19 protein-coding genes are annotated in these 26,112 nt (G+C 67.4%); 7 read left to right on the forward strand and 12 right to left on the reverse strand.

Features of this window, described 5'->3' with window-relative positions:
- Positions 1–1,248, reverse strand: coding sequence for a PecA family PE domain-processing aspartic protease (locus ORI27_RS24705; protein ID WP_265999688.1), 1,248 nt, complete (start codon positions 1,246–1,248; stop codon positions 1–3).
- Positions 1,249–1,402: 154 nt separating this feature from the next.
- On the opposite strand from ORI27_RS24705, the gene ORI27_RS24710 reads away from it, so the two are divergent.
- The gene (locus ORI27_RS24710) at positions 1,403–1,636 is read left to right on the forward strand and encodes a hypothetical protein (RefSeq protein ID WP_265999687.1); all 234 of its coding nucleotides are present in this window, start codon (positions 1,403–1,405) and stop codon (positions 1,634–1,636) included.
- Positions 1,637–1,690: 54 nt separating this feature from the next.
- Here ORI27_RS24710 and ORI27_RS24715 read toward each other — a convergent pair whose 3' ends face one another.
- Genes ORI27_RS24715 through ORI27_RS24750 form a run of 8 tightly spaced genes read right to left on the reverse strand, consistent with a single transcriptional unit; the run spans position 1,691 to position 10,064 of the window.
- Positions 1,691–2,683, reverse strand: coding sequence for a PHP domain-containing protein (locus ORI27_RS24715; RefSeq protein WP_265999686.1), 993 nt, complete (start codon positions 2,681–2,683; stop codon positions 1,691–1,693).
- Positions 2,684–2,699: 16 nt separating this feature from the next.
- Positions 2,700–4,172 carry a hydrogenase large subunit gene (locus ORI27_RS24720; RefSeq protein ID WP_265999685.1) on the reverse strand — a complete coding sequence of 491 codons (1,473 nt, stop codon included), beginning with the start codon at positions 4,170–4,172 and terminating at the stop codon, positions 2,700–2,702.
- Positions 4,169–5,635 carry a proton-conducting transporter transmembrane domain-containing protein gene (locus tag ORI27_RS24725; RefSeq protein WP_265999684.1) on the reverse strand — a complete coding sequence of 489 codons (1,467 nt, stop codon included), beginning with the start codon at positions 5,633–5,635 and terminating at the stop codon, positions 4,169–4,171. Before ORI27_RS24725 ends, ORI27_RS24720 begins: the two co-directional genes overlap by 4 nt.
- Positions 5,635–6,297 (reverse strand): hypothetical protein, encoded by a 663-nt coding sequence (locus ORI27_RS24730; RefSeq protein ID WP_265999683.1) that lies wholly within the window; start codon positions 6,295–6,297, stop codon positions 5,635–5,637. Before ORI27_RS24730 ends, ORI27_RS24725 begins: the two co-directional genes overlap by 1 nt.
- Before the next feature lie 8 nt (positions 6,298–6,305).
- Complete coding sequence (locus ORI27_RS24735) at positions 6,306–7,259, reverse strand: respiratory chain complex I subunit 1 family protein (RefSeq protein WP_265999735.1); 954 nt, start codon at positions 7,257–7,259, stop codon at positions 6,306–6,308.
- A 5-nt stretch (positions 7,260–7,264) separates the two neighbouring features.
- Positions 7,265–9,196 carry a proton-conducting transporter transmembrane domain-containing protein gene (locus ORI27_RS24740; RefSeq protein ID WP_407666420.1) on the reverse strand — a complete coding sequence of 644 codons (1,932 nt, stop codon included), beginning with the start codon at positions 9,194–9,196 and terminating at the stop codon, positions 7,265–7,267.
- A 41-nt stretch (positions 9,197–9,237) separates the two neighbouring features.
- Positions 9,238–9,717 carry an NADH-quinone oxidoreductase subunit B family protein gene (locus tag ORI27_RS24745; protein WP_265999682.1) on the reverse strand — a complete coding sequence of 160 codons (480 nt, stop codon included), beginning with the start codon at positions 9,715–9,717 and terminating at the stop codon, positions 9,238–9,240.
- 2 nt (positions 9,718–9,719) lie between these two features.
- The gene (locus ORI27_RS24750; RefSeq protein WP_265999681.1) at positions 9,720–10,064 is read right to left on the reverse strand and encodes a lsr2/espR transcriptional regulator; all 345 of its coding nucleotides are present in this window, start codon (positions 10,062–10,064) and stop codon (positions 9,720–9,722) included.
- 109 nt (positions 10,065–10,173) lie between these two features.
- On the opposite strand from ORI27_RS24750, the gene ORI27_RS24755 reads away from it, so the two are divergent.
- The 3 genes from ORI27_RS24755 to ORI27_RS24765 all read left to right on the forward strand — a co-directional run bounded on the left by ORI27_RS24755 (position 10,174) and on the right by ORI27_RS24765 (position 12,309).
- Positions 10,174–10,455 (forward strand): hypothetical protein, encoded by a 282-nt coding sequence (locus tag ORI27_RS24755; protein ID WP_265999680.1) that lies wholly within the window; start codon positions 10,174–10,176, stop codon positions 10,453–10,455.
- Positions 10,456–10,519: 64 nt separating this feature from the next.
- Positions 10,520–11,809 (forward strand): ArsB/NhaD family transporter, encoded by a 1,290-nt coding sequence (locus tag ORI27_RS24760; protein ID WP_265999679.1) that lies wholly within the window; start codon positions 10,520–10,522, stop codon positions 11,807–11,809.
- Entirely contained in the window at positions 11,806–12,309 is a 504-nt protein-coding gene (locus ORI27_RS24765; RefSeq protein WP_265999678.1) for a hypothetical protein, read from the forward strand. The genes ORI27_RS24760 and ORI27_RS24765 overlap by 4 nt, the downstream gene beginning before the upstream one ends.
- 16 nt (positions 12,310–12,325) lie before the next feature.
- Here the strand turns inward: ORI27_RS24765 and ORI27_RS24770 are convergent, their stop codons facing one another.
- Complete coding sequence (locus ORI27_RS24770; protein WP_265999677.1) at positions 12,326–13,618, reverse strand: MFS transporter; 1,293 nt, start codon at positions 13,616–13,618, stop codon at positions 12,326–12,328.
- A 274-nt stretch (positions 13,619–13,892) separates the two neighbouring features.
- Between ORI27_RS24770 and ORI27_RS24775 the strand changes: the two genes are divergently transcribed.
- The 3 genes from ORI27_RS24775 to ORI27_RS24785 all read left to right on the forward strand — a co-directional run bounded on the left by ORI27_RS24775 (position 13,893) and on the right by ORI27_RS24785 (position 19,292).
- Positions 13,893–14,750, forward strand: a complete 858-nt coding sequence (locus ORI27_RS24775) for an LLM class F420-dependent oxidoreductase (protein WP_265999676.1) — start codon at positions 13,893–13,895, stop codon at positions 14,748–14,750.
- Between the two features lie 82 nt (positions 14,751–14,832).
- On the forward strand, positions 14,833–18,054 hold the full coding sequence (locus ORI27_RS24780) for an ATP-binding protein (RefSeq protein ID WP_265999675.1): 3,222 nt from the start codon (positions 14,833–14,835) through the stop codon (positions 18,052–18,054).
- Positions 18,055–18,059: 5 nt separating this feature from the next.
- Positions 18,060–19,292: a glycosyltransferase gene (locus ORI27_RS24785; protein ID WP_265999674.1), complete on the forward strand. Its 1,233-nt coding sequence runs from the start codon at positions 18,060–18,062 to the stop codon at positions 19,290–19,292.
- A gap of 426 nt (positions 19,293–19,718) precedes the next feature.
- Here the strand turns inward: ORI27_RS24785 and ORI27_RS24790 are convergent, their stop codons facing one another.
- Together ORI27_RS24790 and gltB are read right to left on the reverse strand one after the other, a co-directional pair.
- Positions 19,719–21,185, reverse strand: a complete 1,467-nt coding sequence (locus ORI27_RS24790) for a glutamate synthase subunit beta (protein WP_265999673.1) — start codon at positions 21,183–21,185, stop codon at positions 19,719–19,721.
- Positions 21,178–25,758 carry a glutamate synthase large subunit gene (gene gltB / locus ORI27_RS24795; protein WP_265999672.1) on the reverse strand — a complete coding sequence of 1,527 codons (4,581 nt, stop codon included), beginning with the start codon at positions 25,756–25,758 and terminating at the stop codon, positions 21,178–21,180. The genes ORI27_RS24790 and gltB overlap by 8 nt, the downstream gene beginning before the upstream one ends.
- Between the last annotated feature and the right edge of the window lie 354 nt (positions 25,759–26,112).

The raw sequence follows: 26,112 nt of genomic DNA on the forward strand, positions 1-26,112 counted from the left end.
TCACAACCAACGGTAGTCGAACTGTGTGCTGCCGTTGCCGCTGAAGTCCACGTAGATCGGCCCGCTCAGGAATGCTTCGACTCCGGCATTGAAGTAATCGGGGCGGTCGGCGACGGTCAGTGCGTTGTACTCATTGATCCTGTAGTGGTACAGCAAGGTCTTGCCGTCAGCGGTGTAAACCCAGACCATCGTTCCCGCGGGCAGCCCATCGGCAGGGATCAGGGACTGCGAGATGGCTCCATACACACCGCCAGAATCAAAGCTGCCGGTCGAGACGGACTCGGGATCCCCGTCGTCGAACTTGAGCACTATCGGGGTGTGGGGAGTGCCGTCCAGCGTCGCTCGCGCCGGTAGCGGGTTCGGCCCCAACGTCAGGTACCCGCCGCGTTCATTGAGCAACATTCCCGTGCTGAGCATGCCGGGCAATGCACTGGTAACCGAACTCGTCAACGGGCCATAGGAATTCGGCCCGACGCCAAGAACGCCGACGACTCCGTCACCCAAGAATGTGATGAAGGCGGCCGAGTCTTCTTCGGTGACGATTCCGACATGGGTCGGGTCGGTGACGATTCCATTGCCGAAGTCGACGGTCGTCGTGTAGACGTCATACCCGACGGCTTCCGGGGTCCCGGCATAGCCGTATTCGGCCGAGCAGTGATCGCCGGATTGCTGGACGCAGGTGGTGGAGTCGTCTTGATAGGCACCGAGATTTTGTTGTCCCACATAGTCGCGGCTGATCAGCAAGCCTATCGATCCGGTGTCGAGGATGACAGGCACGAAGTCGCCGCCGTTGACCGAGATATAGACGATTGGCTGAGTGTCCAGGATGGACACCGGGACCGTGGCGTAGACCATGCCGTTCCGGTGCGCGTCGGCGACCGCCGCGTAGGCACTGACCGCCGCGGACTGACCGCCGAAAAGCCCGACGACAGGCAGGATCTGCTGAGCGGCCCCCATCGATGCCTGTGCAATCGTAGGCAGTAGCACCGTTGCGCCGAGGCTCAGGCGCGCGATGCCGTGAACGATCGGGGTGCCTTCACTGCGGGCGAAGAATGTCTGCGCACCTTGGTTCGAATCCTGCCAAGCCAGCAGCGACAACTGGGCTGTGGCGATCAACAGTTGCGGGGCGATCGCGACGATTCCCGCACCGACGTTCCCCTCGCCCCACGTTCCGGTGAACAACGCCGACTGCGCCTGGGCGAGCTGGTCCAGCGCAGTGCCGACGGGATCGTCTGCCGCGCCGGTCAACGACGCAGCCGAGGCGGACGGGGCTGCCTCCGTTGACCCGGTTGATGACTCCGATCCCCAAGACGGCTCCGCAGTGGATATCTCGACGCGGCGGCGTCCGGTGCCCGCTACGTGCGAACTTGCCTGACCCGCAGACGCAGCCGTGGTGACAGTCTTGAGCGCCCGACTGGGGCCGAGTGCTCGCGGCCCGGTGATCCCCACGGCGGGCCGGGCCGTGCCGGAGGCCTTTGACGCCGACGCATGCGATCCGTGCCGCGCCGAGGTGGCCGTCGCGCTACCGTTCCCCGTATCGGCCTGCGCAAATCCCGCGCAGTACAGACACATACCGCCGGCGATCGCCGATCCGACCAACATCGATCCTGCCCAGAGCCGGAATTTCACGCGCTGAGCCTAACGTGTCCGGTGGGGGGCCGCAGGTCACACGGCAAACCGCCGAGTCGGTTCAGCCCACGAGCTTTTTGGCCGGCCACGTGTTGATGATCCGATCAATCGGGACGCCGTTGTCCAGTGCCCGCTGTGCACCGTAGCCGAGGAAGTCCAGCTGTCCCGGCGCGTGAGCATCGGTGTCGATCGAGAAGTCACAGCCGATCTCCAGCGCCAGCTTGATCAACCGGGTCGGCGGGTCACGGCGCTCGGGGCGAGAGTTGATCTCCACGGCGGTGTTGTTGTCTCGGCATGCGGTGAACACCTTCTCGGCGTCGAACGTCGACTCCGGCCGGATTCCCCTGCTGCCGGTCACCAGTCGGCCGGTGCAGTGGCCCAGAACGTTGACTCGCGAATCGGCCACCGCGCGCACCATCCGTCGCGTCATCGATGGGCCGTCCATCGACAGTTTGGAGTGCACGCTGGCGACGACGATGTCGAGGCGGTCCAGCAGGTCGGGCTCCTGATCCAGGGTGCCGTCCTCGAGGATGTCGACCTCGATGCCGGTGAGTATCCGGAAGGGTGTCATTTTCTCGCGCAGCTCGTCGATGATGTCGAGCTGCCGGCGCAGCCGGTCGGCGGATAGCCCATTGGCGATGGTGAGCCGGGGCGAGTGGTCGGTCAGCGCGCAGTATTCGTGGCCCAGCGCCGCTGCGGTGCTCAGCATTTCGTGGATCGGGGCGGATCCGTCCGACCAGTTCGAATGCAGGTGCAGGTCACCGCGTAGGGCGGCACGGACCTCGCCGCCGCCGAGATCGGATGCTGCGCCACGTAATTCGACTAGAGCCTCGGGCTCCTGGCCCGCCCAGGCCTGGGCGATCACCTTGGCGGTCTTCGGGCCGATGCCGGCCAGGGTCTGCCAGCTGTTGGCCCGACCATGCCGCTCGCGGGCCTCCTCGTCCAGGCCCTCGACGATGTCGGCGGCCTTGCGGTAGGCCATCACCCGTCGAGAGTCTTCGCGGGCACGGTCCTTGTAGTAGGCGATCTCGCGCAGCGCGGCCACCGGGTCCATGGCTCCAGTGTGCCCGCTACAGATCGTTGCCGGCGTAGGACAGATTGAAGCTCTTGTTGGCCAGCGGGAAATCCGGCACGATCGTGTCGCTCATCGCCACCGGCAGCGCAGGCCAGTTGAACCATGACGGGTCGACGATCTTCGCGCGCGTGATACGCCCTTCGCCGTCGACCTCAACGCGATGCACGATCGTGCCGCGCCAGCCCTCGACTATGCCGACGCCGGTCCCTTCCCGCGGGTGGATCGACGCGGTCGCCTGCAGCGGGCCGGTGTGGGTCTCGGCGAGGTGTACCGCCAGTTCGGTGGACGCCGCGAACTCATCGCGGCGGATCGTATAGCGGGCCAGAACGTCACCGTCGCCACCGGCGGCCGAGGTCACCGGAAGTGCGACCGTCGGGTGGTCAAGACGTGCGTCCGTGCACACGCCGCTGCCTCGGGCGACATAACCCAGACAGCCCAGCGCCCGAGCATCGTCTGGTGACAACACTGCGGTGCCAGTGAAGCGGTCACGGATCCCGCCATTGCGCAGCGTGAGCTCGGCCACTTCCGCGAGATCAGCCGCGACGTGGCGCAACCGCGCCGGGTCGGGCAATTCCCGCAGAGTCACCGCGCCAGGACGGATGGCACCACGCAGCAGCCGGTGCCCGGTCACATCGGCGTTGAGCCGTAGCAGCTGTTCGCGGATCCGCTGGGCGTGAGCGTTGGCCAGTGCGAACCCGACGTCGTTGGCCAGGGCGCCCAGGTCGGTGGCGTGGTTGTAGAGCCGTTCCAGCTCGACGAGCATCGCCCGGAGCCGGTGCACCGGTTCTGGTACCTCCATGCCGAGCGCATCCTCGATCGCCAGGCTGTGCGCCAGCGCATGCCCGGCGGAGGTGTCTCCGCTGATCCGTTCGGCCAGGTCCACCGCGTCACCGGCCGCCCGACCCTCGAACAGTTTCTCCACACCGCGGTGCACGAACCACAGTCGAGCCTTCAGCCGCAGGACGGTCTCGCCGACGACCGAGAATCGGAAGTGGCCCGGTTCGATGAGTCCGGCGTGCACCGGGCCGACCGGGATCTCGTACACGCCGGGTCCGCCCACGGTGACGAACGGGAAGCGTCCGTCGGGCTCGAATTGGGTTGCCGGACCGGCATTTCGGCGCATTGGATGCCACGCCTGCGGCCAGTGGGCGTGGCGCACCAGTCGGCGTGGACGTGGGTGACCCACCGGCATGATGCCGTAGAGGTCGAGCATCTCCCGCTCGAATCTGCTCATTGGGAACGACAGATAGGCCAGCGAAGGCACGGCCGGGTCGTGTGCGGGCGTAGTGATCTCGAGTTCCACGCGGCGGTCCGGACGCCCTGCGAGAAACAGATACACCACCCGCAACCGGTCACCGTCGTCGTGCGCCGCCACCAGACCGAGCCGGTAGCCGTCACTCAACAGTGCCTCGGCCTGGTCGGCGAGCTCATCGCCGGACACCTGCCGACACTCCCGGGTATGCGTCACGACGACCCGCCGACAAAGTGCGCGGCCGTGGTGAACAGACCCGTCAGCGGTCCCGCCGTGACCCCGAGGACCAGAGACGACCCGATACCGATCACTAGCGCAGTGGCGACGGTCGCCGGCACCGGGATCGCCGGTGCGCCCTGCTCGGGCTCGCCGAGCAGCATTCGCCCGCCATTGCGCAGTAGCGCCGCAAAGGCGATGGCGACCAACAACATGGCCACGGCGAGCACCCAGCTCAGCCCCGCGTCAGCCAGCGACCGCGCGATGGCCAGCTCGCTGGCGAACATGGCGAACGGCGGAAACCCCAGTAGCACAATCAGTCCCGCACCGACTGAGGCTCCAATCAAGCGTGACCGTCTGATCACACCGCTCATCGCGGCGATATCGGTGCCGCCATGCGCCGCCTGCAGTTGACCGCCCGCCAGGAACAGGACGGTCTTACCGATCCCGTGGGCCAGCACATGCAGCAACAGGGCCGCGATCGCCAGGGTGGTGCCCGCCGCCAACGCGATCGCAATCAGGCCCATGTTCTCCATCGATGAGTAGGCCAGCATCCGTTTGACGTCACCGGTCACCGTCAGCATCAGCGCCGCAACGGCCAGGGTCGCCAGCCCCATCACCAGCAGCCCAACGCGCGGGAACGACGGGCCGGCGGCGGCGATCACCGGCTTGATCCGGATGAGCACGGAAAACGCAACCGAGAGCAGGACCCCGCTCATCAACGCCGAAACCGGGGCGGGAGCCTGGCTGTGGGCATCGGCGAGCCAGGTGTGGAATGGGACGAGCCCCACCTTGGCCCCGTAACCGATCAGCAGCAGGCCGCCGGCCAACCTTGTCACCCCGGGATCGAGGAGCCCGGCATGTGCGACGAGTACGTCGAGATCGAGCGCATGCCCCGCCGGTGCGCCGGCGTGCTGCGCGACGAAGTACAGCAGCACAGTGCCGAGGAACGCCATCGCGATCCCGACCGAGCACACGATGACGTACTTCCAGGTGGCCTCCAGCGCGGTGCGGGTCTGGCGGTGTCCGACGAGGAACGCGGTGATCACCGTGGTGGCCTCGATCGCCACCCAGACCACACCGATGTTGTTGGCGCACACCGCCAGCACCATGGCAGCCAGGAACGCGGGGGTCAGCGTGCCGTACGAGCGTGCCCCGCCGGCGTCGGTGTGGCCGTGCGCGAGCTCGGTGTCGATGTAGCCAATGCTCGCCCAGGTGGCCAGAGTGCCGACGACACCGATGACGATCAGCATGGTGACCGACAGCGCATCGGCGCGTAGCGCCCCGCCGAGCGCCAGGTGGCTGCCCGACCCGACCCGGAAGGCGAGCATCACACCCGCAGCCAACACCGCCACCGCGCCCAACACGGTGGTCGCCGCCGTGGCGCGACACCATCCGACCGCGAGGTTCACCAGCGCGGCGAGAACGGGCGCAAGGATCGCGACCAGGATCAGTGTCGTCATCAGTCGTGTAGCTCCTGCAGTCGGTCCAGGTCCGCCCCGCCGAACGCGCGCCGCAGCCGGCCGGTGAGAACGCCGATGACGATCACCGCGAACAGCACGTCCAGCGATGCACCCAGCTCGACGATCACCGGAACACCCGCGGTGAGCAGGAACGCCGTCGCGGCGATTCCGTTGTCCAGCATCAGAAATCCGGCCGCCTGTGACACGGCATGACGCCGTGTCGCCATGACGAACAGGGCGATGAGCACCACCGCGAACGCCGCGCCCACCGGCCCGGTGGTCGGACCGGGCTCCAGCGCCGCCACCGGGCCCGCGACAGCGAACCCGACGACGGTGAGCGCGGCGGTGATCAGCAGCGACGTGGAGGTGTTGACCAGCGGGGTCGCCTCGCGATCTTCGTCGCGCTCGGCCGCTACCGCGCGGGCCAGCAGCCACGGCAGCACGACCGCGCGTAAAACCATCACCGCGGCGCCGACGGCGATGAGTTCCCCGTCGCCGTCATGAATTCCGCGAACGACGGGGATCGCGGCCAGCGCGACGCCCTGCCATGCCAATAGCCGCACGATGACGAGAAGGTCGCGGCGCCAGACGACCAGCACCGCCGTGAGCAGCAGACCGCCCGCCGCGAAGCCGACCGCGCTGGTGAACATCTCTTGGCTCATCGGGTTCCCTATCCGGCCCTGGTGCTGAAGAAGTTGGCGGCGGTCACGGCGAGCAAGGCGAGCAGGAATGATCCGGCGAGCAGTTCGGGCACCCGGAATAGGCGCAGTTTGGCCAGGAACACTTCGCCGATCGCCAGGCCCAGGGCCAGCACCGCGACCTTCGCCGCGACCGCCACGATTCCGAGCGCCACCGCGAGAAGCCCGGCATCGGCGCCGGCGATTCCCCACGGCAGGAACAGATTTGCCAGCAATGCCAGCAACACGGTCAGGCGCATCCCCGCGGCCCATTCGACCAGGGCCAGGCGGGGCCCGGCGTACTCGAGGACCATCGCCTCGTGCACCATGGTCAGCTCCAGATGCGTTGCCGGGTTGTCCACCGGCAGCCGCCCGGTCTCGGCGATGATCACGATCACCAGAGCGACGAACGCCAGCAGGCCCGCCAGCGAGGCCACCTGACCTGGGTGCTCCAACGTATGGGCCACGAGCGCACCGAGATTCGCCGACCCGGCCGGGATCGACAGGGCGAACACGGCCAGCAGGATCGTCGGCTCGACCAGGGCGGCGATGGTGATCTCCCGGCTGGCACCCATCCCGCCGAACGACGTGCCGGTGTCGATACCCGCCAGCACCAGCGCCACGGTGCCGAGGAAGAGCAGGCCGACGACGGCGAACATGTCGGCGACCGGATCCAGTGGCGACCCCACGGCCACGATCGGCACGATCGCGGCGATCAACAGCGAGGTGCCGGCGACGACGGCGGGTGCGGCCGCGAACACCACGGTGGTCCCCCGCGGTCGCAGCAACTGCTTACCGAGCTGCTTGCGCAGGTCGCGCCACGGCTGCAGGACACCGCCGCCGCTGCGGCCCTCCGAGCGGGCACGCACCTGACGCATCAGCCCGATCACCAGCGGAGCGCCGACCATCACCAACCCGATCTGCGCGGCGCCGGCCAGGTAGGACACCACGCTCATCGCACGACCACCAGCACCACCAGGACACCGAGCGCGCCGTAGGCCAGGTACAGGTGCACGCTGCCGGTGTGAGCGCGCCGGACCAGTTGCGCGGCCGTGCTCACCGCACGAACGATCGGCGCATAGAGTCGGCGTTCGATGGCGTCGGTGATCTCGGCGCGGTAGGTGACCGCCTGCACCATGTACCGGGATTCCTCGTAATGGGTCACCTGGACATCGGCGTCGGGCTGCAGCACATTGTCGAAGACGCGCTGCAGCGGTTCGGCGAACGACGTTGCGGTGTACTGCATTCGCGGGGTCAGTTCGTCGGATCCGCACGCCCACAACGGCAGCATCTCGGTGGCCGGTCGCGTCCGTACCCGCAGCGATGCCAGCGCGACGGCGGCGACCATGGCGACCGCCAGGGCCGCGGCGAGTAGTCCGGGGGCTACCGAACCGGACAGACCGGGTAGCCGCACGATGGCCCCGAAGTCGGTGAACGCCACCGCCTGCGCGACCGGCAGCCCGGCGAGCACCCGCCGCAATGCCGGCGCGACGACGGCGGGCGTGAGGGCGAGCACGATGCATCCGATGGCGGCCAGCGCCATCGCGGCGAGCATGCTTGCCGAGGCCTCGTGCGCGCGCGCCGCCGACGACGAGCGGGGCCGCGCCAGGAAGCCGATGCCGAACGCCTTGACCATGGCCGCGACACCGAGGCCGGTGGTCAAGGCCACCGCACCGATGGCCAGCGGCGTGGTCAACGCGATCACCGCGTTGTTGGCAGGCGCGGCGTGGATCAGCGACTGCACCAGCAGCCATTCGCTGACGAACCCCGCGCCCAGTGGCAGGCCGGATGCCCCTAACGCGGCAATTCCGAAAAGTGTTGTGGTTGCTGGCATTCGGCGTGCCAGCCCGCCCATCCGGTCTAGGTCGCGCAACCCGGTACCGGCCAGCACCGACCCGGCGCCGAGGAAACCGAGGCTCTTGAACGCCGCGTGCGCCGCCAGGTGCAGCAGTGCCGCGGCGGCTGCGACGGTCGCGGCCGCATGCACACCGGCACCGGCGAACAGCATCGCCGCGCCGAGCGCGATCGTGATCAGACCCATGTTCTCCGTCGTCGAGTAGGCCAGCAGCCGTTTGAGATCCGTGGCCACCGAGGCCTGCAGCACGCCGTAGAGGGCCGACACCACACCGACGGCCAGCAGGGTGAGCGACCACCAGCGTGGGCCGGAACCCAGAACCTGGAGATCGATGCGGACGATGCCGTAGATGCCGAGGTTCACCATGGCGGCGCTCATCAGCGCCGACACCGGGCTGGGCGCTTCGGGATGCGCGCGGGGCAGCCACGCGTGCAACGGCAACAGCCCGGCCTTCGAGCCGAATCCGGCCAGCGTCAACAGGAACACCGCCGTGCGGACCCCGTCGGGCACGGCGGTCATGTCGGCTAACCGGTCTGTGCCGGTGGCCGCCGACAGCACCATCAGGCCGATCAGGATGGCGACGAAACCCAGCTGCGTCATGACGGCGTACTGCAGCGCCGCCGACCTGACCTCGGCCCGGGTGTGTTCGGTCAGCACCAGCAACAGCGACGCCACCGCCATCAGCTCCCAGGCGAGCAGGAAGGTCGTCACCGATCCCGCCGCGGGCACCAGCAGCATCGCCGCGACGAACAGCGGCAGCACGGCGAGCGGAAAGCTGCCCAGGTGTTCACGGCGGGCATATCCGATCGAGTAGACCCCGACGGGAACGGCGACCGCCCCGGTGAGGGTCATGAAGAACCCGCCCAGCGGTGCGAATTCCAATCGCAAGCCGGACAGTGGAAGCAACCAGCCGACATAGACCGGCCCCACGGTGCCGAACACCGCGGTCAAACCGATCCAGACTCCGACCACACCGAGCGCCGACGTCGAGGCCCCCGAGAGCACGGGACCAAAACCACTGCGCGACAGCGTCCGTCCGGATTCCACCGGAGCCGGGATGGCCGTGGTCGTCACTTTCCGGTCACCGCCCGCAGGGCGGCCACGATATCTGCCGGCGCCGGTGGACAGCCGGGAATCTCGACGTCGACGGGCACGACCTCACCCACCGCGCCGACCACCCCGTATGCCTCGGCGAACACGCCGCGATTCAGCGCACAGTCACCGCAGGCCAGGACCACCCTGGGCAGCGGGGTGGCCGCCACGGTATTACGAAGCGGCTCGGCCATATTGCGTGTCACCACCCCGGTCACCAACAACGCGTCCGCGTGCCGTGGCGAGGCCACCAGCCGCGCGCCGAACCGCTCTGCGTCGTAGACCGGTCCGAACGCCCCGGAGATCTCCACCTCACAGCCGTTGCAGGAACCTGCGTCGACGTGGCGGATCTGCAGCGAGCCGCGCACGCCCGCAGGTGGGTCGACCGCCGGTTCGGGGGTCGCGCCGGCGTCGTCGACGACGCGACCAGTCCGCAGGATCTTGGCGATCCACCCCATCGCTACCGCTCCCCCGGCACGCCCGCCCGCAGATCCTCGAGCACTGCGACGCGATCGGAGAGCACCGTGGTGAGGACCTTGCGTGCGACCGCGAGCAGTTCGGCGATATCTGGCGAGGCGATCGAGTAGATCACCGCGGCGCCTTCCTTGCGGGCCATCACGACACCGGCCCGGCGCAGAACCCCCAGCTGCTGAGACAGATTCGACGCCTCGATCCCGATTTCCGGGAGGAGTTCACCCACCGATCGGTCGCGCACGGCCAGTGACTCGAGGACGCGGATCCGGGCCGGGTGGCCGAGGGTTTTGAAGAATTCGGCCTTGAGCTTGTACAGCGGCTCCGATTCCACGGCACTCCTGAAGGATTTATCTTTCGCACTTTCGATCAATTGAAGAAATTATCATATCGTGTGAACGGCGGTGGTTTGCCCCCGGAGACCGTCGGGTATCAAACCCCCCATGTCTGCAATCCAGTGGGTGGTCGACTACCTCTGCGTCGCAGCGCTGGTCGCCGGCGGGGCAGTGGCATTCGCCGCCTGGTCCCGCGGGACCGAACGGACGACGCCCGCCGTCACCGTCCGCCCGGCACTTCTGGCGGGTGCGTTATGGCCGCTTTTCATGTTCGGGCTGGCCCAGTGGCTGTTGGTGCATGTGCTGGCCAAGTCACTGCGACGCGGATCCGTCCGCACCGGTGAGCCGGTACCCGACGACCTTCCGCGGCCGAAAGTTCACGCCTCGTAACGGCCGCGCTTCGACGCGCCCCTACCCGCCCGTACTGTGCGATCATCGCTGAGGTGATTCGCTGGTGCTGAGCGGCGCCGCGGCCGAGGCCGTCGCTCTCGTTGCGCTCGCGGCAGTGCTGACATTCGCCATGGCGCAGCCCCGCGGGCTACCCGAGGCAACGCTGGCCCTGCCCGCGGCGGTCCTTCTGGTGCTGCTCGGAGTCGTCAGCCCTGCAACAGCGCTCGACCAACTCCGCACCCTGGGTCCCACGGTCGGCTTTCTGGCCGCCGTCCTGGTGATAGCGCATCTGGCCGATCAGGCCGGGGTGTTCGACTGGCTGGGCGGCAGGCTGGCTGCCCTGTCCCGCGGGCGCCCGGTCCGACTGCTGGGGTGGGTGTTCGTCGCGGCATCGGTGACCACGGCGGTGCTGAGCCTGGACGCGACGGTGGTCCTGCTCACCCCGGTGGTGTTCACCACCGCGGTGGCAATGGGCCTTCGGGCCAAACCGCATGTGTACGCCTGCACCCATCTGGCCAACTCGGCGTCGATGCTGCTTCCGGTGTCCAACCTGACCAACCTGCTGGCGTTCACCTCGACCGGGCTGCCGTTCCTGGCCTTCGCCGCCGTGATGGGCCTGCCGTGGCTGGCCGTGATCGCCGTGGAGTATGTGGTGTTCCGCGGCTTCTTCCGCACCGACCTCGTTGCAGTACCCGCTCCCGCGGCGCCGAGTTCACCCGCGACGCTGACACCGGAGGTGCCCGCGCCCCGGTTCGCGTTGTCGGTGCTGGCGCTGACCCTTGTCGGGTTCGGCGCACTCGGGTTCGTCGGCGTCGAACCGGTGTGGGTGGCCGTCGCCGGCGCCGCCGTGCTGGCCGCGCCCGCGTTGGCCCGGCGCCGGATCACGGCGCTGACGCTGGTGCGGGAGGCCTCGCCGCTGTTCTGTTTGTTCGTCTTCGCCTTGGGGATCGTGGTGGCCGGAGTGACCGGGCACGGCCTGGGCCGGGCGTTGATGGCAGCGTTACCCACGGCCCCCACCTTCACCGGGCTGCTGGTGGTCGCGGCGGTGGCCGCGGTGCTGGCCAACGTGGTCAACAATCTGCCGGCGACCCTCGTGATGCTCGGGGCTCTGGGCGCAGCCGCCCACCCCGGGCTGGTGCTGGCGATGCTGATCGGCGTCAACGTCGGCCCCAATCTGACCTATGTGGGCTCGCTGGCGACACTGCTGTGGCGACGGGTGCTGGCCGGACGAGACGCCGCGCCCGCGCTGGCTGAGTTTCTGCGTCTGGGGGCGGTGACGGTGCCGCTGGCGCTCCTGGCAGGTGTGGGCGCCCTGTGGCTGGGGTTGACCTTGGGCAGAGGATGGTTGATATGACCGCACGTGTCGTGGTGTGGCTCACCGAGGGCATGTGGGAAGCGGCCGTCGACGCGGTCGCGCGAACCGTCGCCGCCACAACTGAGCCGATGGCCGTGACTCTGCTCTACGTGATCGACGCCCAGGTCAGCGAGGCCGTCCATGGGGCTTTCGGGGCCCTGCTCGGGCGCGGGATGCGGGATCGTGATCCCGGTACCGCCGTGGAGGCGGCGGCCCGCCATGCCGCCGCGGATCTACTGGAAGCAGCTCGGCACCGGCTCGGACGAGACGCCGAGCTCGTGGTGCGCACCGGGCGGGTGGAGCGCGAGGTGGTGTCCGCGTGTGCGGGCGCCGAACTCCTCGTCTGTGTGCGCGACGGGGACTACTCCCGGCTGGGTCCGCACAGTCTCGGCCATCACACCCGGTTCGTCGTCGACCATGCGCCGTGCGCGGTGCTGCTGCTGTGGCCCGGCACCGCGCCGGGATTGAGTTCCATCCCGCCGCCGCCCGATCAGCGCTGAGGGCGAACTCGGCCGGTCATGTCTCGCCGACCGGCACCGCAACTCCGGCCTCGGGGAGGTTCGCGGTCTCGGGCACCCCCACCACGAACACGATCAGGGCCAGAACCGCGATCCCGGACAGGACGAACAGCGCGACGTGAAAGCCGGCGGCAACAGCGACGAAGCCGGCCAGGGTGGGGCTCAGCGCGGCCCCGATGCCCTGCAGGGTGGTCGCGGCCCCGAGCACGAGGTTGAAGTGACCGGTGCCGCGGGTCAGGTCGGCGACGACGAGGACGAACATCGCGCCGAAGATTCCCGCCCCGATGCCGTCGAGGATCTGGACGGACACGATGTAGTACGGCTCATCCCACCAGGTGAACATCACGCCGCGTAGCGGCAGTACGAGGAATGCGGCCAGGAAGATCGGCTTACGCCCCCACTCCTTGCCTTTCTTGGCGATCATGATCGCCATCGGGATCATCACCAGTTGCGCGACGATGATCAGTTCGGCCTGGAACAGCGTGCCCATCTTCACGTTCTCCAGGGCCAGCTCCTGACCGCTGAGCGGCAGCATCGCGCCGTTCGCGAGCTGCCACAACATAGTGGCCGCGCACAACGCCAGCAACGGGCGCGACTCCAACAAGACTTTGAAGCCCGACGGCCTCTTGTGCCCTGCCTTCGTTCCGGGTTCGGTGGGGGTCAATCCGCGGGCGACATCGTTGTCGATCAGCTTCGGATTGATCATCAGCGTCGCGACGACGACCAGTATTGCGACCGCGGCGGCGAACCAGAATCCAGCTTTGATCGTGATGAAGTAGCCGGCCAGCCCGAAGACGACCGCGCCCACCACGTTGCCGGCATGGTTGAACGCTGCCATTCGGCCGGTGCGGTAGGTGTAGGCCGCGGCCCCCACCAGACCCAGAGCCACCGCGGCGATCGCCGGCGGGAAGACGGTGCCGGCGACGCCGGTGACGACTTGGGCGGTGGTGATCACCGAATAACTGGGCTGGACGGTGACTAGGAACGCACCGACGGCCGTCGCCAACGCGGCGACGATGATCAGGGTGCGCTTGTGCGCGGTCCGGTCGATGAACGCGCCGATGGGCGTCTGCACCGCCAGCCCGACGAGTCCTCCGACGGTGAGCACCAGCCCGATGTCGGCCGTGTTCCACCCGGGCACGGTGAGTAGGTAGATGCCCAGGAAGGGCCCCAGCCCCGACTGCACGTCGGCGAGGAAGAAGTTCAGCCCATCCAGCGCCCCGAGCGAGCGCCCCAACGATGGCGGGTTTCCCGCCGAATCATGTCGATCGGAAGCCTGTCGGTCCGCCATAGCACTTTCCGTCGGTCGCCAGGACGCCACAACAGTGATAGGGCTACCGGCCGAACGGGCGAACGGCCGCGGTCCTGGCGCTAAGCGCAGCACTGGTGCCCACGACGGTGAGCGACCCGGCGCCGATACGAGGTCAACGGTAATTGGTGGCCGCAGGCACCAGAAGGAGATTGATTGTTTCCGTTAGGCAAATTTCGCGATCAGGCAAATATCCGTTTGCCCGGTGTCGGCGCCGGTGGATCGGGGTTCCGCTCCGGGTCAGTACGCTCGGGGGGTGCGATTCGCGTTCAAGACCTCACCGCAGAACACCACGTGGGCCGACATGTTGGCGGTCTGGCAGGCCGCCGATGATATCGACGTCTACCACTCCGGCTGGACGTTCGACCATTTCTATCCGATCTTCTCCGATCCGGCGGGTCCGTGCCTGGAGGGCTGGTCCACCCTGACCGCGCTGGCGCAGGCGACCACCCGGCTGCGGCTGGGCACCTTGGTCACCGGGATCCATTACCGGCACCCCGCGGTGCTGGCCAACATGGCTGCCGCGGTGGACATCATCTCCGGCGGCAGGCTGGAACTGGGCGTCGGCGCCGGCTGGAATGAAGAGGAGTCGGGCGCCTACGGCATCGAGCTGGGCAGCATCAAGGAGCGCTTCGACCGCTTCGAGGAGGGCTGTCAGGTACTCATCGGCTTGCTCAGTCAAGAGACCACCGACTTTCACGGCACCTACTACCAACTCGAGGCCGCGCGCAACGAACCGAAGGGCCCGCAACGGCCACACCCGCCGATCTGCATCGGCGGCAGCGGTGAGAAGCGCACCCTGCGCATCACCGCCCGCTACGCCCAGCACTGGAACTTCGTCGGCGGTACGCCCGAAGAGTTCGCCCGCAAGCGCGACGTGCTGGCCGCCCATTGTGCCGACATCGGCCGAGACCCGGGCGAGATCATGCTCTCGGCGCATATCCGGCTCAGTGAGGACCACGACTACCCCAAGGCGGTGGCCGAGGCCGCTGCTCTGGGCGCCGAGGGACTGGATCTGGCAATCGTCTACCTGCCCACGCCGCACAGTCCCGCGGTGCTGGAACCGCTCGCCGAGGCTATCCGCGATTCGGGGCTGCTCGACGCCGACGCGTGAGCCGGGGCCGCGTTGGCGACGCACCCGTCAATTTCTAAGGTTTTTCTCAGTTAGGGCTTGTATCGGGTGACCATGCGCGATCATGAACTCGCCACCACGGACGTTCTGGGGGAATCGGGGGATGGTCGGCTCGGAACAGGGATTCATCGGCAAGTGCGGGTCGTGCGGCAACGACCTTCGCGCCAGAGCGCGGTTCTGCGACGTGTGCGGCTCAGCCGCGGCCTGGCAATCGGTACGGGGCGAGTACAAGCAGGTGACTGTCCTGTTCGCCGATGTCGTCGGTTCCATGCGCCTGGCGGAATCGCTGCGGCCCGAGCAACTGCAAGCGGTCATGCATGAGTTGTTCAATCGGACCGCGGCGGTGGTGCAGCGATTCCAGGGGACCGTCGCGATGTTCACCGGTGACGGTCTGATGGCGTTGTTCGGTGCGCCACTGGCCCTCGAAGACCATGCCCTGCGCGCCTGCATCTCGGCCTTGGAGATCCAGTCGGTGACCGAACAGCTGGCCGCGGAGTTGCTCCGCGACGACGGTATCGATCTGAAGGTACGGGTCGGGCTGAACTCGGGCGAGGTGGTGGCAGGCGAAATCGGCTCCGGTCGGGGCACATACACCGCCGTCGGCCACCCGGTCGGGATGGCACAACGGATGGAGAGCGCGGCGCCACCCGGCGGGGTGCTGTGTTCACAGACGACGTCGCGACTCGTCGAGCGGTCGGCGAGATTGGGTCCGCTGACCAACGTCCAGATCAAGGGCTCCGATGCACCGGTCCCGGCCCGGCAACTACTCGAGATTCGACTCGACCGAATGGTTCTGGGCCGCAGTGAGAGTCAACTCGTCGGACGCGATCCGGAATTGGGTCAGCTCACCAGCGTGTTCGCCGCCAAGCAGGGCGCTCTGATGTCGGTCATCGGCGCGCCCGGCCTGGGCAAGACCCTTCTGGTGAAGCGGTTCACAGAATTCGCTGCCGCCCGCGACGCCAGGATCGTTGTTGCTCGCTGTGAAGCTCACACCACCGGCGTCTCGTTCCGAGCACTGGCCCGACTGATGCGGGCCCTGTTCGACGTCGACGGTCTACCGGCGCCGGAGGCCCGGACCCGCGTCGTCGCACAGCTTGACGGCCAGTACTCCGAATCGGTGGATGCGCAAATACTTTTCGACGCGATGGGACTGCACGACGGCGACGATCCTCCGCAGTTCAGTGTCGACGGCCGCCGACGCCGGCTGGTCGACACACTGGCCAACGCGGTTCGAATCCACGGCCGGCGCACTGTGTTTGTGCTGGAGGACGCCCATTGGATCGACGGTTCCAGCGATGAAGTGATCACCGCCTTCGCGGCCGCGGTGGCCAAGACGGGATCGATCTTCGTCACGACGTACCGCCCTGAGTACCGCGGCGTTCTGCACCGCAGTTCCACCCGCACCGTCGAATTGCAGGGACTCTCGCACGCGGCAGCCGCGCGGGCGGTGGGCCAGATCCTGGGCGACGACCCGTCGACGGCACAGCTGTGTCAACAGATCGCCCACGCGGCGGCCGGTAATCCTTTCTTCGCCGAAGAAATCGTCCGTGACCTCGCCAGCCGCGGTGTGCTGAATGGAAACCGCGGCAGCTACCGAGTTTCCGGCAAGGTGGATCACATCTCGGTACCGGCGACGGTGCAGGCGGTGCTGGCGGCTCGCATCGATCGTCTTCGCCCCGAGACGAAGTCGATCCTCAACGCCGCGGCCGTGATCGGCTCGCGATTCGACGCCGACACCTTGCAGACCGTCCTGCCACAGACCACACCCGAATCGATGGCGGAACTGGTTGCGGCGCAGCTGATCGACCAGACGGAATTCGTCCCCGCCCAACGCTTCTGCTTCCACCACCCCCTCGTCCGCGCGGTGGCCTATGACTCGCAACTCCACGCTACCCGGGCACGCACCCACAACGCGGTCGCCGAGGCGATCCAGCGGCGCCCCACCTTCTCCGACGAGAGCGCCGCCATGGTCGCCGCCCACCTGGAGGCGGCCGGTCAACTGGTGGACGCCTATCGGTGGCACATGCGAGCCGCCGCATGGCTCCGGCCACGGGACCTGCCGGCGGCACGCGCCCAATGGGACAGCGCACGCCGCGTCGCCGACGAACTCCCCGGTGAGGACAACCAGGTGCTGGACATGCGGATCGCCCCGCGGACCATGCTCGTCTCGACCACCCTGTACGTCCGCGACGAGTTCGCGACTGATGACACCTACCGCCAATTGCACGCCCTGGCAACGAAGAACGGTGACCTCATCTCTTTGGCGATCGGCATGGCGGGCCGAATGTTCTCGATGGCGGTCAACGACAATCGGGCATGTGAGGCACTGCCCCTGGCGACCGAACTGCACGAGCTGACCACTCGCATCCCGGCCGATCCCGCGATCGGAGGCCTGCTTCTCAACGCGGTCGCGTTCACCAAACTCGCCAATGGTGATTTCCTTTCAGCCCAAAGAATTTGGGCTGAGATCCTCGCCCTCGGACCCGGCTGCCCCGAGGAGGAGATCGCACCCGCCCAGGCGCTTCTCGGTTTCGCCCAGATCTGCCTGGGGGACGGAGTGACGGGCCACCGCAACCTGCGGGCGGGGACCGAGCGGGCTCGTCTGCTCCATCCGGTCAATTCGGCTTCTGTGCAACTCTATTCGGCAATTCTGGCGGCGCTGGGTCTCGTCGACGTGGGCAGTCTCCTCGAGGATGTCCGCACCGCCTGGCAACGGGCCGAATCCTTCGGCGACATCTGCGGGATCATTCTCGCGCGGTGGACCTACGGGACGATCCTCGTGCGGTCACCGGACCGCCATGACGAGGGCATCGCGACCTTGCGCAGCGCTCGGGCCACCTCGGACGAACACCGTTTGGGCGCCTGCACGTCAGCCACGACCACCGCCGATCTTGCTCTGGAGAAGGGCCGCAATGGACAGCTGGGCGAGGCGATCGCCGACGTCCGGCAGTCCTACGAGGAGTTTCTATCCGGCGTTCCGACCTTCGCGGTGTTCCCCGCAGAAGCTTTGGTCGAGCTGTTGGTGGCTCGTGGATCCGGCGACGACCTCGCCGAGGCGCGTCGCGTTCTCGAACGCTGGCAGGAGCGCGAAATCGACGTGCCCGCCTTGGGTCTGTGGCCGCTTCGAGCACGAACACTCCTGGCGCGGGCAGAATGCGATGAGCGCGCCTTCGCCGACGGCGCGAAGCGCTACCTGCGACTCTGCGAACAATTGAATGCCATCGGCAGGCTCGACGAAGCCCGTCAGCTTGCCGGCGCCGCCGCCCTGCGGAACCCAACGAGGTAACCCGAATGGCGAGCATCCTGGCCTACACCTCCCCGGCGCTGGGTCACATGCTGCCGATCAGCGCGCTGCTGGCGGAATTGGCCCACCGCGGCCACCGTATTCACCTGCGGACCCTCTCGTCGGCCGTCCAGATCGGAACACGGCTGGGCTTCCAGGCGTCGCCGATCGATCCCCGTATCGAGGCCATCGAGCTCGAGGATTGGCGGGCGGGCAATCCTCGCGAGGCTCTGCGGCTGGGGGTGCGTGCGTTTGGACAGCGGGCCCACTATGAAGGCGAGGACCTGGCCCGCGCCGTAGCCGACGTCAACCCCGACGCCCTGGTGGTCGACGTGAACTGCTGGGGGGCGTTGTGCGCCGCAGAGGCCGGCGCCGTTCCCTGGACATGCTTCACCCCGTACACGCCCGCTGTGCGGTCGCCCGGGGTACCGCCGTTCGGTCTCGGCTTGCGGCCGCTACCCGGGCTCCTCGGCACGGCACGGGATGCGGCGATCGAGGCTCTGGTCACCCGGTCCCTCGAGCGGATCATGCTGCCCTCGATCAATTCGGTCCGAGACACCATTGGTCAGGCGCCGGTCGGCTCGATGGACGAGTTCCTGCGCCGTGCACCGCTCATGCTGGTCGCCAGCGGAAAGCCGTTTCAGTATCCGCAGACGCGGTGGGGCCCCGCTGTGCAGATGATCGGTCCCTGTGTCCTCGATCCACCCTCGGAATCGGTTCCCGACTGGCTGGCGGCGATCGACCGTCCGATCGTGCTGGTCACCACGTCGTCGGAGAAGCAGGACGACGCGGCGCTGGTCGAGACGGCGATCGCCGCCCTCGCCGAAGATCCCGTCCACGTCGTCGCCACCATGCCGGCCGGTCTCGCCGGCCAGGTGGCCGCCGGTCCGCACGTGAGCGTCTGCGAGTTCATCCCGCACGGTCCGGTCCTCGAGCGCGCTGTCTGCGCGGTGACCCATGGCGGGATGGGCGCGACGCAGAAGGCCCTCTCGTATGGGGTCCCGGTCTGTGTGGTGCCGTTCGGGCGCGATCAACTCGAAGTCGCGCGGCGGGTGGAGGTAGCGCAATGCGGCACGCGTCTGCCGGCTCGCAGGCTGTCACCACAGCGCCTGCGGGAGAAAATCCGGCAGGCGATGACGATGTCGGCCGGTGTTCGGAACGTCGCGGCGGGATTCGTCAAGACCGGAGGGGTACCGCACGGAGCCGACCTCGTCGAACGGGAGCTCCTCGGCCTCAGATAACGATCTGGTAACAGCTGGCAAAGTGCTGACGATCAGAAATGCCGGCGAATTCTGTTGCTAGAACCCGTAGCGCAGGAGTTCGGCGGGCGTGACCAGACGCTCGTGCTTGGCCGGGAACTCGCGACTCTTCACGGGGTGGCGGAAGAAGGACCAGGCTATACGCCCGACCCGCGAGCGCGATATCGGGTTGAGGTACACAAGGATCACTCCTGTGGTCGAATCTCGGTCTTACCGGAGCGCTACTTTACCGCAACACCCGCTCCAGCAATTAGACACAGGTCACACCGCAAACTGCAATAGGCGCGCCGGTTAATAATCCGATGATTCCGGTGAGACTAGAGGGGTCAGTGTGGCCTGGGCCTCACAGCGATATCGGCGGGCAAACCGTTGCTACGCGAACTGTGGTGTCTCGGGACAGCGGCCGGCTCAGCGCTGCGGGGCAGCTGTCGGCTTGATCGGTGCCGGCAGCGCGGAGTGCCCCATCAGGTAGCGGTCGACGCCGGCGGCCGCGGCCCGGCCCTCGGCAATCGCCCACACGATCAGCGACTGGCCACGACCCATGTCGCCGGCGACGAAGACACCCGGCACCGTGGTGGCGAAGTCCTTGTCGCGGGCGACGTTTCCGCGCTCGGTGAGCTCCACCCCCAGGTCGGTGAGCAGCCCCGGCCGCTCCGGCCCGACGAAGCCCATCGCCAGCAGCACCAGATCGGCGTCCAGTTCGAAGTCGGTGTCGTCCACCTTCTCGAACTTGCCGTCCTTCATCACCACTTCGTGCGCACGCAGCCCGGTGACCTTGCCGTCGTGACCGAGGAACTTCTCGGTGTTCACCGAGAACACCCGTTCGCCGCCCTCCTCGTGGGCCGAGGACACCCGGAACATCAACGGATACGTCGGCCACGGGGTCGAGTCCGCTCGGGTCTCCGGCGGGCGCGGCATGATCTCGAACTGGTGGATGCTGGCCGCACCCTGCCGGTGAGCAGTGCCGAGGCAATCGGCGCCGGTGTCGCCGCCGCCGATGATGACGACGTTCTTGCCCTTGGCGGTGATCGGCGGCTCACCGTTCTCGTCGAGAACCGGATCGCCCTGCTGCACCTTGTTGGCCCAGGGCAGGTATTCCATCGCCTGGTAGACACCCTCGAACTCGCGGCCCGGGATCGGCAGATCGCGCCAGGCGGTCGCCCCGCCGGAGAGCACCACCGCATCGAAGTCGTCGCGGAGCTGATCGGCGGTGATGTCCGCCCCGACGTTGACGCCCACGCGAAACTTGGTGCCCTCGGCCTCCATCTGGGCCAAGCGTCGGTCGATGTGGCGTTTCTCCATCTTGAACTCGGGAATCCCGTAGCGCAGCAGGCCGCCGATGCGGTCAGCCCGCTCGAAGACGGTGACGTCATGCCCGGCCCGGGTCAACTGCTGGGCGGCTGCCAGGCCCGCGGGCCCGGAACCGACGACTGCGACCTTCTTGCCGGTGATGACATCCGGCGGCATCGGAACGACCCAACCCTCGTCGAAGGCGTTGTCGATGATCTCGACCTCGACCTGCTTGATGGTCACCGGGTCCTGGTTGATGCCCAGCACGCACGACGCTTCACACGGCGCCGGGCACAGACGGCCGGTGAACTCCGGGAAGTTGTTGGTGGCGTGCAACCGCTCGATCGCGTCGCGCCACCGGTCCCGGTACACCAGGTCATTCCACTCGGGAATCAGGTTCCCCAGTGGACAACCGTTGTGGCAGAACGGGATACCGCAGTCCATGCATCGCGCAGCCTGGTGCTCGAGGGTGTCGTGGGAGAAGTCTTCGTAGACCTCTTTCCAGTCCTTCAGCCGCAGGTCCACCGGCCGGCGGACCGGCAGTTCGCGCTTGGTGTACTTCAGGAAGCCGGACGGGTCAGCCATGAGACTCCGCCATGATCGCCTCGTCGACATCCGCGCCGGCCGCCTCGGCCTCGGCGATCGCCTGCAGCACGGCCTTGTAGTCGCGCGGCATCACTTTCACGAATTTCCCTACCTGTTCTGACCAGTCAGCCAGGATGCGCTGGCCCACAACCGAATCGGTGGCATCCACGTGCGCGACGATCATGTCGCGTAGCCACTCGATGTCGGCGTCGTCGAATTCGTCCAGATCCACCATCTCGGTGTTGAGGTTGCCGGCCAGCTTGGACTCGGGGTCGTAGACGTAGGCGACGCCGCCGGACATGCCCGCCGCGAAGTTCCGCCCGGTCTCGCCGAGGATGACGACCTTGCCGCCGGTCATGTACTCGCAGCCGTGGTCGCCGACACCCTCCACGACGGCGTGCGCGCCGGAGTTGCGCACCGCGAACCGCTCACCGACCACGCCCCGCAGGAAGGCCTGCCCGCTGGTGGCGCCGAACAGGATCACGTTGCCGCCGATGATGTTGTTCTCAGCGACGTAGTCATCCGGGACGTTGTCGGAGGGACGGATCACGATCCGGCCGCCCGACAGACCCTTGCCGACATAGTCGTTGGCGTCGCCATAGACCCGCAACGTCACACCCTTGGGGACGAATGCCCCGAAGCTGTTGCCCGCCGAGCCGTCGAAGGTGATATCAATGGTGCCGTCCGGCAGGCCCTGGCCGCCATAGGCTTTCGTGACCTCATGGCCCAGCATCGTGCCGACGGTGCGGTTGACGTTGGCGATCTTCGTGCTGAACCGCACCGGCGTCGCGGTGTCGATGGCCTCGCGGCTCTGCACGATGAGCTGCTGATCCAGCGCCTTGTCCAGCCCGTGATCCTGGCGTGAGCTGCAGTACAGATCCTGGTTCATGAACGCCGACTCCGGTTCGTGCAGAACAGGAGTCAGGTCCAGCTTGTGGGCCTTCCAGTGCTCGGCGGCGCGGGTCGTGTCGAGCGCATTGACCTGGCCGACGGCCTCGTTGATGGTACGGAAACCCAATTGCGCCAACAGTTCCCGAACTTCTTCGGCGATGAACATGAAGAAGTTCTCGACGAACTCCGGCTTGCCGTTGAACCGCTCGCGCAGAATCGGGTTCTGGGTCGCGACGCCCACCGGGCAGGTGTCGAGGTGGCAGACCCGCATCATGATGCAGCCCGACACCACCAGCGGCGCGGTGGCGAAGCCGTACTCCTCGGCACCCAGCAGCGTCGCGATCATCACGTCGCGACCGGTCTTGAGCTGGCCGTCGACCTGGACCACGATGCGGTCCCGCAACCCGTTGAGCAGCAACGTCTGCTGGGTCTCGGCGAGCCCGAGTTCCCATGGCGCACCGGCGTGTTTCTGCGACGTCAGCGGCGTCGCGCCGGTCCCGCCGTCGTGACCCGAGATCAACACCACATCCGCATGCGCCTTGGAGACACCGGCGGCCACCGTGCCCACGCCGTTCTCGCTGACCAGCTTCACGTGGATGCGCGCGCCGGGGTTGGCGTTCTTCAGGTCGTGGATCAGCTGGGCCAGATCCTCGATCGAGTAGATGTCGTGGTGCGGCGGCGGCGAGATGAGGCCGACGCCCGGGGTGGAGTGGCGGACCTCGGCCACCCACGGGTACACCTTGTGACCGGGCAGCTGACCGCCCTCACCGGGCTTGGCGCCCTGGGCCATCTTGATCTGGATGTCGGAGCAGTTGGTCAGGTAGTGGCTGGTCACGCCGAAGCGGGCCGACGCCACCTGCTTGATCGCGCTGCGACGCCAGTCGCCATTGGCGTCCCGGTCGAAACGGTCGACCGACTCGCCGCCTTCACCGGAGTTCGACCGGGCACCGAGACGGTTCATCGCGATCGCCAGAGTCTCGTGCGCTTCGGCGGAGATCGAGCCGTAGCTCATCGCGCCGGTCGAGAACCGCTTGACGATCTCGCTGGCCGGCTCCACCTCCTCCAGCGGAACAGGGGGCCGCAGACCGTCTTTGAACTTCAGCAGGCCACGCAGCGAGGCCATCCGCTCACTCTGGTCATCGACCAGCGAGGTGTACTCCTTGAACACCTTGTACTGCCCGGTGCGGGTGGAGTGCTGCAGCTTGAACACCGTGTCGGGGTTGAACAGGTGGTATTCACCCTCGCGGCGCCACTGGTATTCGCCACCGACCTCGAGCTCGCGGTGTGCGCGCTCGTCGGGGCGGTCGAGGTACGCGAGCTCGTGGCGGGTGGCCACGTCGGCAGCGATGTCCTCGAGATCGATTCCACCGGTGGCGCAGTGCAATCCGGTGAAGTACTCGTCGAGGACACGCTGGCTGATACCGATCGCCTGGAAGAGCTGCGCGCCGGTATAGGACGCCAGGGTGGAGATGCCCATCTTGGACATCACCTTCAGCACGCCCTTGCCCGCGGCCTTGACGTAGTTCGCCTTGGCCTGGTCGCTGGTCAGACCCGTGATGAGACCGCGGTCGACCATGTCCTCGACCGACTCGAAGGCCATGTAGGGGTTGATGGCCGCCGCTCCGAAGCCGCACAGCATGGCCATGTGGTGCACCTCGCGGGCGTCACCGGACTCGACCACCAGTCCCACCTGGGTGCGGGTGCGTTCGCGGACCAGGTGATGGTGCACCGCGGCCACCGACAGCAGCGACGGGATGGGCGCCAGCCACTCGTTGGACTCGCGGTCGGACAGCACGATGATGCGCGCGCCGTTGCGGATCGCCTGCGAGACCCGCTTGCGGACATCCTCGAGGGCGCGGCGCAGCCCCTGAGCGCCGTCGGCCACCGGATACAGGCACTGGACGACCGCGGCACGCATGCCGTGCTTGCGACCGCGGACCTCGTGGTCGGGGTCGACGTTGATCAGCTTGGCCAGGTCGGCGTTGCGCAGGATCGGGTGGGGCAGCACGATCTGGCGACACGAGTTCTCGTCGGGGTTGAGCAGGTCACCCTCCGGACCGACGGTGCCCTGCAGGCTGGTCACCACCTCTTCGCGGATGGCGTCCAGCGGCGGGTTGGTCACCTGGGCGAACAGCTGCTGGAAGTAGTCGAACAGCATCCGCGGGCGCTGCGACAGCACGGCGATCGGGGTGTCGGTGCCCATCGATCCCAGCGCTTCGGCGCCGTTGCGGGCCATCGGCGCCAGCAGCAGGTTCAGTTCCTCATAGGTGTAGCCGAAGATCTGCTGGCGCAACACAACCCGGTGGTGTGGCATCTTGACGTAGTTGCCCTGCGGCAGCTCGTCCAGGTTGAACAGGCCGTCGTCGAGCCACTCCTGGTACGGCTGTTCGGCGGCGAGTTCGGCTTTGATCTCCTCGTCGTCGACGATGCGGCCCTGCGCGGTGTCCACCAGGAACATCCGGCCGGGTTGCAGGCGCATCCGCTTGACCACCTTGGCCGGGTCGAGGTCGAGGACACCGGCCTCCGAGGCCATCACCACCAGGCCGTCGTCGGTCACCCAGATCCGGGACGGCCGCAGCCCGTTGCGGTCGAGCACCGCACCGACCACCGTGCCGTCGGTGAAGCACACCGACGCCGGACCGTCCCACGGCTCCATCAACGAGCCGTGGTACTGGTAGAACGCCCGGCGGGCGGGGTCCATGTCCTCGTTGCGCTCCCAGGCCTCCGGGATCATCATCAGCACGGCATGAGCCAGGCTGCGCCCACCGAGGTGCAGCAACTCCAGCACCTCGTCGAACCGGGCGGTGTCAGAGGCACCGGGGGTGCAGACCGGGAAGATCTTGTTCAGGTCGTTGTGATAGCCGAAGACGTCGGTGTGGATCAGCGCCTCGCGCGCCCGCATCCAGTTCTCGTTTCCGGTGACGGTGTTGATCTCGCCGTTGTGGGCGACCCGCCGGAACGGGTGGGCCAGCGGCCACGACGGGAACGTGTTGGTGGAGAACCGGGAGTGCACGATGCCCAGCGCGCTTTCCAGCCGGTCGTCCTGCAGGTCCAGGTAGAACGCCTTGAGCTGCGGCGTGGTCAGCATTCCCTTGTAGACGAACGTCTCACCGGAAAGGCTTGGAAAATAGACGGTTTCGCGACCCGGGCCGTCCTGGCCGGGCCCCTTGGTGCCCAGCTCGTGCTCGGCGCGTTTGCGGATTACATAACAGCGGCGCTCCAGCTCGATTCCGCTGGCTCCACCGATGAACACCTGGCGAAACGTCGGCATGGCATCGCGCGCCAGCGCACCCAGCGACGAATCGTCGGTCGGCACGTCACGCCAGCCCAGCAGCTCCAGGCCTTCGGACTCGATGATCTTCTCGACGGCCGCGCACGCCGCCGCCGCATCCTTGGACGACTGCGGCAGGAACGCGATGCCGGTGGCGTAGCGGCCCCGCGCGGGCAGGTCGAAATCGACAACGGCACGCAGGAAGGTGTCGGGAACCTGCAACAGGATGCCCGCCCCGTCGCCGGTGTTCGGTTCGGCGCCCTGAGCACCGCGGTGCTCGAGGTTCAGCAGTGCGGTGATCGCCTTGTCCACGATGTCGCGGCTGCGCCGGCCGTGCATGTCCACCACCATGGCGACGCCACACGCATCGTGCTCAAATGCGGGGTTGTACAGCCCGACACTCCTGGGCATTCGCACCTGACCCTTCACAAGCTTTTTTGCGCGGTGGTTCGTCGACGTCACCGCGCCCCGCCAGGGATTCCTCCGTGCGTCGCTGAACGGGGCTCCACTGTGGTGTCAACAAGTCGTAAAACGATATGCCAAACACCGCCTGACATGCCAACTTAGTCTAGGCTAACCAGGTCGACCCCCCGCGCTGCGCGACGCTGCGGCCTGCGACCGGATTCGCCACGGAATCCGTTGCCGGGTCCCCCTTTTGGTTACGCGATCGTCCGTTCACACGCCTTGGCGCTGACGAGGTGGCCCGTCAGGGCGGTCAGGGCTTGTTTGCTGGGAGCGAAGGCCCCGATTTCGGTTGCCGAGGGG

It is taken from the genome of Mycobacterium pinniadriaticum (assembly GCF_026242045.1).
GTDB lineage: Bacteria > Actinomycetota > Actinomycetes > Mycobacteriales > Mycobacteriaceae > Mycobacterium > Mycobacterium pinniadriaticum.